Here is a 9,918-nt window from a genome sequence, read left to right as displayed (position 1 = left end):
AAAAGTAAAAAAATGAGGCTGAGACAAAACAAAGTGTTAGGAGAAATCTCGTCATATCTCCTAATACTTTTCTGCTTTCCTCGACGTAAATTTTCGAGCAGGCTTTTCTGCGGTACGGCTCGAGCCTGTAGTCTCTCGCTCGTACTGTTCCGCTAGAAGTCCGCTCTTCATTTAACGACGACGTATCAAATATTTATCATCGAACATCGTTGGGATTGATTTGAATTACCCTTCTGTCCCAGCCTCGTTTTATATTTTTAAAAATCTAGTTATTTTTCCAATCTTTCGTTATGCTCGATCGCATTAGCGGTTAAGAGGAAATGTTCGATGCTCGGTGCAATTAATGTTAAATGATGCATCGCACGTGTTAAAGCGACATATAATAACTTTCGATCAAGTGATTGTGGATAAAATGGGGTGTCGAATGCGCCGACAATAACGGCGTCAAATTCTAGCCCTTTTGCTAAATGACTCGGTACAATTAATAATTTTGTTTGGTCAAGCTCTGAGTTTTCAGTAAGTAATTGTACGATATAACCGTCATGGCGTAATTGCTCGGCATAGGTAATCGCATCAGCCGTTGTTTTACAAATAAACGCAATGGAGCGATAGCCTTTTTCACGTAATAACTTATCTTGCTGCATCAGTAGCGCGGTATCAAATGCTGCACATTGTATAAACTGAGGATGTTCGCCGTGGCGGACAACCGGTTCGACAAGCGGTAATGCCTCGTCCATTTGCTGTAAAATGTTATTTGCTACGTTCATAATTTCAATCGTTGTTCTGTAGCTTTTTTGTAAGGTTGTATACGTCGCACGCGGGAATAAAGCACGTACCGAATCCCATTCTGTTAAAGAACGATAGCTGTGAATTCCTTGCGCCACATCGCCAACCATTGTAAACATATCTGTCTCAAGCCCTGCTTGTAATGATGCAAGTTGCAATAAACTGTAATCTTGCACTTCATCGATAAATACAACCTTCATTTTCCATTCATCGCGAATGCCTTTTAAACGAGCTGTTAAATAATAAAGCGCGGCTAAATCATCAGCATGCCAGCGTTCTTTTTTATGTGCTTGTAAAAACTGTTCTAGCTGCTCAACTGTCCAATCAGGCACAAGGTCTGCGAGTAGGTTACGGTTTGTCACAAATTCACGATATAACGTTTTGACATTGAATTTTTTAAAGCGACGCATATAGCTCGCTGTTTTCGTTTTCGCTTCTTGCTTAATTTGTGGTAAGCGTTCATCTCGTTCATCGGTATATTTGAAAATAAGGCGACGTCTTTTCTCAGCATCACGAATGCCATTTAAAATTTTATCAAGCGTTGCCTCATAGCGGTCGGAGAGTGCTTGGTACACTGCTTTTTCTTTTCGTTTGACATCCGCTTGCATCACTTTTTTTATGCGTTCTAACCGTTGTTCAAGCGGTAAATAGTGTAGCTCTTCTAAAAATAATTTTTGCAGCTTTGATGCGCGCAGTAAGCGGTATTTTTCTAAAAAGACATCTTCAAACTGCGCTGCCATATCGGCTTCAAGCTTGTCGACGTAGCGGTCTAGCGCGTCGCGGAATGCAAGTGAGCCTTTCCATTGAAGTAGCCACGCACTAGGTGAATCTGTAGCGACGATTAGCTTCTCAAGTGTATCGTTTTGATTTTCGGGCGTTATTTTTAAGGATAATGCCTGCACAATATATTGCTGGAACGTTGTTTGCTGAATCTTGCCAACGCCTAAATCAGGGAGGACATCACTAATATAATCAATAAATAAATCATTCGGTGCTAAAATCATTAGCTGCTGTGCTTTAAAATGGTCGCCCATCGTATAGAGAAAATAAGAGATGCGGTGGAGTGCTATCGTCGTTTTACCAGAGCCAGCTGCACCTTGTACGATAATCGGTTGCTTTAAATGTGCACGAATAATTTCATTTTGCTCTTTTTGAATGGTCGACACGATCTCTGTTAAACGTACATCCGCTTTACCTTCAAGCGCTTCCTGTAGCAATTCATCAGTCGTTGTTAAATCGACGTCACGAATGTCGAGTAGCTTACCTTGTTCTATTTTATATTGCCGCTTTGCATGCAGATGACCACGATGCTGTTCACCGCGTACATCGTAAGTTAAATCACCTAAACGTCCGTCATAGTAAACGTTCGCAATTGGTGAGCGCCAATCAATAATAATCGGTTCATGTGTTTGTTGATCAAAGAGGGAGATTTTCCCTATGTAAAATGTTTCAATGTCGGTTGCGTCATGACGTTGAAAGGATATACGCGCAAAGTATGGTTTATTTTGCACCGCAAGTAAACTATCTTGTTGGTCACGTGCCATTTCAAAGAACCGCGCATTTTCTAAAATATTTAAATAGCTCAAACTCGAATCTAAATAATCTAAATCAGCGAGTGATGTGCGAATATTGTCTTGCGCTGTTTTTAAATCTTGTGCAGATGTAGTTAAAAGATTTTGCATATACGTTTTTGCATGATGTAAGTAATGCTGTTCTTGTTGAAAATCTGGATGTTGCGACATAATGGAAAAGTCCCTCCTTTAATCTGAAAAAATTGACAGATAATTATAATAGCACATTTCATAGAAAAAGAAGCCGTTCGTCAACGAATTTATGACGAAAAAACATAAAACGCTTTCATCCATTTTTTACAACTAAGCAGAAAATAGACGTGAACGAGCACATTCTGTCGTTGTTCGTTTAATTGTCAAATAATTCGGTGAATATATGAACGAAATGTGAAAATGTACGAAAAAAGCTTTCTTTTTTAATAAAAGGGCGTATACTGTTTTATAACAGATAAGTTAATAACACAGAAAAATACTTTCTGTAATAATACAGTTTTAACAAAAAAGGAGAATGACTATGTGGGTAATTACTGTTTTTGAAGATCAATTTAATGTACGTATGTTTGAATATGCGGAAAAGAATGAAGCAACACAAGCGTTAAAAAATTTCAGTAAGTCTGCTATTCTTTCTTACACAAAATAAATAAACGCATGAACGATTGTCACGATATTTAAGAGATAGATTACCATTTAAAGCGTACTTGCTTTAGATGGTATTTTTTATCACTGAACATTTAGCGGAGTACTTTGGTAGGTCACATGTATAAAAAACGTTATAATAAACAAAGTAAAAAATGATTTACATGTGAAAGGACTTCGATGTACATGAAGAAATTTTTATTATCGCCACCTATTTTAGCTGTCATTATTGTTGCGATTATTTTTATATTGAATTAAATGTAGGATAGAACAGAAAAAACGCCGCTAGTAGCAATTGTTACTAGCGGCGTTTTTCATTTAGTGGAGTGTGCGTGAAGGGAGGCGCGAGCAGTCGCCGCTTCACATGTATAAATTCATCCGATAGTACAACATGTACTACAAAAAGTTTCCGTCTGTCCTACCGGATGCATAACTAAAACATTTCTGATGTTGTTTTTGCTTGCATATGCAGTGTTAAGTAGTCTGGTCCACCTGCTTTTGAGTCTGTTCCTGACATATTGAAACCGCCAAATGGTTGGTAGCCAACAATTGCGCCTGTGCAACCACGGTTGAAATAAAGGTTACCAACATGGAACTCTTCACGTGCATACTCTAAGTTTGTGCGATTTTTCGTAATAACAGCACCTGTTAAGCCATACTCTGTATTATTGGCAATATCAATCGCTTCTTTAAAATCTTTTGCTTTTGCAATTGCTAATACTGGTCCGAAAATTTCTTCTTTCATAATGCGTGCTTCTGGTGACACATCGGCAAATACGGTTGGATGTACGAAGTAGCCAACTGAATCGTCTGCGTTACCACCAGCAAGTAAACGACCTTCACCTTTACCGATTTCAATGTACTCCGTAATTTTTTTATAAGCAGCTGCGTCAATCACTGAACCGACAAAGTTTGCATAATCTGCTGGGTTTCCAATTGATAGTGCCTTTGTTAATTCTTCAAGGCGCGCAACAACTTCATCGTATACGTCTTCAACGATAACGGCACGTGAGCATGCTGAACATTTTTGACCTGAGAAGCCAAATGCTGATTTTACGATTGATTGAGCTGCTAATTCTAAATCAGCTTCTTTATCGACAACGATTGTATCTTTACCGCCCATTTCAGCGATAACACGTTTCAACCAAATTTGCCCTTCGTTTAACACCGATGCACGTTGATTAATACGTAAACCGACATCACGAGAACCCGTAAAACTAATGAAGCGTGTACGTGCGTGATCCACTAAGTAATCACCAACTTCAGCGCCGCTTCCAGGAATATAGTTCACGACACCTGCTGGTAAGCCCGCTTCTTCTAATACTTCAACAAATTTATATGCAACAACTGGAGTTGTAGATGCTGGTTTTAATAATACGGTATTACCAGTCACAACTGCCGCTGCTGTTGTACCACCCATAATCGCAAATGGGAAGTTCCAAGGAGAAATCACAACGCCTACACCTAATGGGATGTAGTCATAGCGGTTGTACTCATCTAGGCGACTTTCAACAGGACGACCATCTTTCATGCTTAACATTTGACGACCGTAGTATTCTAAGAAATCGATACATTCAGCTGTTTCAACATCAGCTTCTACCCACGTTTTACCTGCTTCGAATGTTAACAACGCATTAAATTCAAAGCGACGGCGACGAATAATAGTTGCTGCTTTAAATAATACATCGGCACGTGTTTCAGGCTTTACCTTTTTCCACGTTTTAAACGTTTCATCAGCTACTTGCATTGCTTTTTCAGCTAGCTCTTGAGACGCTTTTGACACACGACCGACTAATTGTGTTTTGTTGGCAGGGTTATACGATTCGATTTTATCTTCTGTCGTAATACGCTCGCCACCGATAATTAATGGGTAATCTTGTCCTAAATAGGCTTCAACTGTTGCTAACCCTTTTTGGTACGCCTCGGCGTTTTGTGGTAATGAAAAATCTTTAAATGCTTCGTGCTGATACTTAATCATGAAAAGACCTCCTAAGTTGTGCAATATAATTTTGCGCATATTTTGTTTGTATATTTATATTGTGCATTATAAAATTGCATAAATCAACAAAGAATTGTTTTAAATTTAGAAAATGTGCAATTAAGCGAACGAAAAGCATGCTAAAATAAACAAAGTAAGGAGTGGCAAACATGAGATTAGAGGAATATGTTGAACTTTATGCGTTTATGGAACAGCAAATTACGACGGGGATTTGTGTTATTGATGACAACGGCCATGTCGTTTTATACAACAATAAAATGAGTGAATTAACAGGTGTATCGCGCGAAGAAATTGAGCGTCGATTACTCAATGAATTATTAGATGTCGATTTAGGGCAACACTTTTTGCATCAAGTGATTAGCTCGCAACAGCCAATTTTGCATCAAAAGCAAACGTTTTGGAATAAAAAAGGTGAGGAAATTACGATCATTAGCGATTATCGTCCGTTCACACTTTCGACGGGGAAGTTGCTAGCGATTCAGTTTGCGCGTGATATTACGCATCAGGAATTTTTAATGGACCAGCCGTTAAGTCGTTACGGCGCACCACTTACATTTGATATTATAACGGCGGTATCCGGTGCGATGCAGCAAGTTATTCAGCAAGCAAAAGTTGCGGCGATTGGACGCATTCCGGTAATGCTTGTAGGTGAGTCTGGTACAGGGAAAGATATGATTGCCGAAGGGATTCACCACGAACTAAGTGAAGCGAACGAACGCTTTATTACATTGATTTGTCGTCGTAATGAAGAGGCATTAATTGCACAACTAGAAAAGTATATTGCAGAGTCAAAAAATTATACATTTTTTGCGGAGCGTATCGAATATTTATCGATGGCAGCGCAGGAAAAGATTTTAACGTTACTAAATGAATATAAACATCAAGGTCATGTGTTTATTGCGAGCATTGGAACGGACCCAATTGATTTAATCGCGACGGGGCAGCTATCAAAAAACTTATATTATTTATTCTCGAAGCTAACGATTCATGTGCCGGCATTGCGTGATCGTCGTGAAGATATTATGCCGTTCGTATCGGATTATTTAGCGCGTCGTCGTATGAATTTTGGTGTGAAGGTGCATGCGTTATCATCAGAAGTCGAGACGTTATTTATGACATACGACTGGCCAGGGAATCTGAAGGAGTTAGAAGTATTGCTCGATGATATTTCGATTGTGCTGACATCGGAAGAAGTGATTGAGCTACACATGTTGCCCGCTTATTTTAGATGGAAAGTAAAAGAACAGCGTACAGAAACGGTGTCGAATGATTTATTTACATTCCACGAGAAGCAAGATTTGCGCCCGTTAGATGAATATATGCGAGAGGTGGAAGAATATTATATTCAACATGCCCTTGCGCTGCATAACGGCAATATTTCACAAACGGCAAAAACATTAGGCTTACATCGACAAGGCTTACAATATCGTTTGAAACGGAAATAATACAAAGAGGTTGAGACAAAACAAAGTGTTAGGAGAAATATCGTCATTTCTCCTAACACTTTTCTGCTTTCATCGTCTTAAATTTTCGAGCAGGCTTTTCTGCAGTACGGAGGCAAACACGAAGTTTGTCACATCTGCTTTGCCACACGATGTGGCGTTCTTTGCAGATGTCCCCTGTAGTCTCTCGCTCGTACTGTTCCGCTAGAAGTCCGCTCTTCATTTAACGACGACGTATCAAATGTTTATCATCGAACATCGGTGGGATTGATTTGGATTATCCTTCTATCCCAAGCTCTTCTTTTACATATAGATCATTTATGTGCAATATTTTATTGCTATTTTTAATATATTTAGAAGCGTGCAAGAGATTTGATTTATCTATTTGCCATTAAATCAGCGTTTTTGTGTAAAAATTTTATTGCATTTCTTGATGTTTGTATTATACTCACTATAAAGAATAGTTGCTAAAAATAATGGTTAGGAGAGATGAATATGGCATTAAAGGATGTATTTTTACAGTTATCTGAAAATAGAGCGTTAAATAAAGCAGCGCAAAAGTACGGTTTACGTCTCGGTGCGCAAAATGTCGTTGCAGGTACAACCGTTGATGAAGTAATGTCGACAATTCATACGTTAAATGCGCAAGGGATTGCATGTACAGTAGATAATTTAGGTGAATTTGTTTTTGAAAAAGAGCAAGCGATCGCAGCAAAGCAACAAATTTTAGCGGTTATTGAGCGTATTCATACAGAGCAAGCAGATGCCCATATTTCTCTGAAACCATCGCAATTGGGACAAGATATTGATGAAGAATTTTGCTATGAAAATTTATATGACATCGTTGCCCGCGCGCATGAATATGACATTTTCGTCAATTTTGATATGGAGAACTATGCGCGACTTGCATCATCATTCCGTTTAGTGACGCGTCTAGGGGAACATTTCGATAATGTAGGCACAGTTATTCAAGCTTATTTTTTAGAGGCGATGGACAATATCGAGCAATATAAGCATTTACGCTTACGCATCGTTAAAGGGGCGTATAAGGAAAGTCCAGAAGTGGCATATACATCAAAACAAGACATTGATGCAAATTATATAAAGTTAATTGAATACCATTTATTGCATGGAAAATTCACGTCGATTGCTACGCATGATCATCATGTCATTGAGCATGTAAAACGTTTTGTGGCGGAGCACCAAATTCCATACGATAAATTTGAGTTCCAAATGCTATATGGTTTCCGAAAAGATTTACAATTAGCATTAGTTCGCGAAGGGTATCAATTCTGCACATATTTACCGTTTGGTGAAGATTGGTACGGCTATTTTATGCGACGTTTAGCAGAGCGTCCACAAAATGTAACGCTTGTGACAAAGCAAATTTTCACAAAAGAAACGAATGTATTGCTCGGTGTAGGCGCTGCTGCATTTGCATTAGGTTATTTAACGAAGCGTTCGTCTTAAACTAATAGAAAGAGCGTAGCACAGCAGAAAAATATCTTTCAGCAGTTGTCGTTGCTGAAGGATATTTCTTTTTGCCTCATGTTCTTTTACTTGATGGTACTCACCATGTTGTCATACATTCTTCGACGCAGCCAATCATTTGCGGGATATGTAGCCAAGAGCCATTGTCGAGCTGAATACGTCCGTTGTAATAACCAAACATTTGATGCGTTTCATATTTTAATAATGGTGTATTCGATGTCGCAATGCGCTCGTAAAACGGTTCGAATGTAAGACGTACACGATTTGTGAATTTCGATTCGATTTTCCAAGGCTTCATAAAGTTTGTACGGTCATATATAAACTGTACATCCTCTGATATTTTTTGCATTTGGCCATCAATGAAAATCGCATTTTCAGTTAAGCCTGTGCCATCTGTCCATTTGCCCCCGAAATTTAAGCCGATGCGTCGTTTCCCTATACGCTGTGAAGCCATTCCCCAATTCCAAGACGCTTGTCGAGGCCAAATACCACGACCATAGTCTAAAACGGCGAAACTATCATCACGTCCAAATGAAAAAGTCCGATTGCCGATATTCACTGTACCGGACGTTGGCAATGTATGATGCTTCGCTGTAAATTGGAATGTTTGACGATTCCAAGGAATAACGAGGTTGAGTGAGTCATCGTCGTGTGGGTGTTCGATGTGTAAATTGGCTGTTAGTGGTTCTTCATTAAAGTTATTTATCGTAATTTGCAAGTTTGTTATGCTTGCTTCGTATTTAAAAAGAACGGATGTATTGTGTGTGCGAAAGCTCGTCGTTTCATAGACGTTTTTAGACATCTTTGTGAGTGCCCCAATCGGTAAAATCATATTCTTTTCAAAATAGCGTTGCGTCTCATATTCAAATACATACACATTACATAAAACTGCGTAATCTAAATGGCTAACCGTTGCAGAAAACATCATTTCGTCGCCATAAATCGACCAGCAATTCCAACGTTTTTTACGCATGAAATTTCCCCGTAAATTACATTGAATGACGGGCTTCCGTGCATAGCCAATCGCGGCTGGGTTTAAATTTCCTTTTCGGTCACATAACAATGTTGGTTCAAAAATTTCTTGTTCAACGTGCTGCACAACAGACATCCTTTCTTAACGAAATTACGCTCAGTTCCTTGCATAAATTGTAACAAAATATTGATAATAATGTAGGGAATTATTCGTTTAAACGACAAGATTATATAGGAAATGTGACGGATACATGACGATGGAAAAGATTGGAGCTGTCGAGTGTGCAAATATTCGTTATAATGGAAAAGAGCGATATGTCACTGTGCATCTGTACAGTACAAATTTAGCGTAGAGGAGCGTTATCATGTCTATTCGACAAACTATTATTGAGCGCCGTTCGATTAAACAATTCAATGGCAAAAAGGTAGAGAAAGAAACGGTATTACGTCTTATTGAAGATGCAGCGTGGGCACCAAATCACGGCAATCGTGAACCTTGGCGTTTTGTCATTACAGCGGGAGAAGACCAATCGGCTGTACATACGTTATTACGTGACCTTGTGTTTCCAAATTGGCAAACGGAAGAGCCAGATGCTTTAGCGAAAAAGATGGAGAAGTTTACACTACCAGGTGCGTATGCATTTGTGATCGTTCCTGAAGATGCGCGTCAAAAGGAACGTCTAGAAGATTACGCAGCGGCAAGCATGTTGATTCAAAACATGCAGTTATTAGGGTGGGAAGACGGCATCGGTATGTGCTGGAAAACACCAGGCTTCCTTGATAACCCGAAATTCCGTACAGCATTAAATGTGCAAAATGGGGAACGTGTAATTGCGATGGTGCAAATCGGCTATTTTGACCAAATGCCACCAGCGAAGCCACGTAAAGATGTGGCACAGATTGTTTCTGTATTTGGTGAATAACATTATTTAAAAAGAAGAGTATGAGACAAAAAGAAATATCCTTCAGCCGTTGTCGTTGCTGAAGGATATTTTTCTGCTTTTGGTGCTACTCCACATAG

General features: G+C 39.1%; 7 protein-coding genes. 4 read left to right on the top strand and 3 right to left on the bottom strand.

The window, feature by feature from the left end; genetic code table 11:
- Positions 1–269: 269 nt before the first annotated feature.
- Positions 270–2,528, bottom strand: a complete 2,259-nt coding sequence (gene helD, locus A6M13_RS12045; RefSeq protein WP_066546649.1) for an RNA polymerase recycling motor HelD — start codon at positions 2,526–2,528, stop codon at positions 270–272.
- Between the two features lie 343 nt (positions 2,529–2,871).
- On the opposite strand from helD, the gene A6M13_RS16625 reads away from it, so the two are divergent.
- Positions 2,872–2,997 (top strand): hypothetical protein, encoded by a 126-nt coding sequence (locus A6M13_RS16625; RefSeq protein WP_281181718.1) that lies wholly within the window; start codon positions 2,872–2,874, stop codon positions 2,995–2,997.
- 429 nt (positions 2,998–3,426) lie between these two features.
- On the opposite strand, the gene pruA is transcribed toward A6M13_RS16625, so the two are convergent.
- Positions 3,427–4,971: an L-glutamate gamma-semialdehyde dehydrogenase gene (pruA, locus tag A6M13_RS12040; protein WP_066546647.1), complete on the bottom strand. Its 1,545-nt coding sequence runs from the start codon at positions 4,969–4,971 to the stop codon at positions 3,427–3,429.
- Between the two features lie 170 nt (positions 4,972–5,141).
- On the opposite strand from pruA, the gene A6M13_RS12035 reads away from it, so the two are divergent.
- The gene (locus tag A6M13_RS12035) at positions 5,142–6,437 is read left to right on the top strand and encodes an AAA-type ATPase lid domain-containing protein (RefSeq protein WP_066546645.1); all 1,296 of its coding nucleotides are present in this window, start codon (positions 5,142–5,144) and stop codon (positions 6,435–6,437) included.
- Between the two features lie 492 nt (positions 6,438–6,929).
- Positions 6,930–7,904, top strand: a complete 975-nt coding sequence (locus tag A6M13_RS12030) for a proline dehydrogenase family protein (RefSeq protein WP_066546644.1) — start codon at positions 6,930–6,932, stop codon at positions 7,902–7,904.
- Between the two features lie 100 nt (positions 7,905–8,004).
- Here the strand turns inward: A6M13_RS12030 and A6M13_RS12025 are convergent, their stop codons facing one another.
- Positions 8,005–9,033 carry a DUF2804 domain-containing protein gene (locus A6M13_RS12025; RefSeq protein WP_066546641.1) on the bottom strand — a complete coding sequence of 343 codons (1,029 nt, stop codon included), beginning with the start codon at positions 9,031–9,033 and terminating at the stop codon, positions 8,005–8,007.
- A 229-nt stretch (positions 9,034–9,262) separates the two neighbouring features.
- On the opposite strand from A6M13_RS12025, the gene A6M13_RS12020 reads away from it, so the two are divergent.
- Positions 9,263–9,820 (top strand): nitroreductase family protein, encoded by a 558-nt coding sequence (locus A6M13_RS12020; RefSeq protein WP_066546639.1) that lies wholly within the window; start codon positions 9,263–9,265, stop codon positions 9,818–9,820.
- Positions 9,821–9,918 lie beyond the last annotated feature (98 nt).

Source organism: Caryophanon tenue (genome assembly GCF_001700315.1).
Taxonomy (GTDB): Bacteria; Bacillota; Bacilli; order Bacillales_A; family Planococcaceae; genus Caryophanon; species Caryophanon tenue.
The sequence above is the reverse complement of the archived record's forward strand: the minus strand, read 5'-3'. Positions and strand labels throughout refer to the sequence as shown.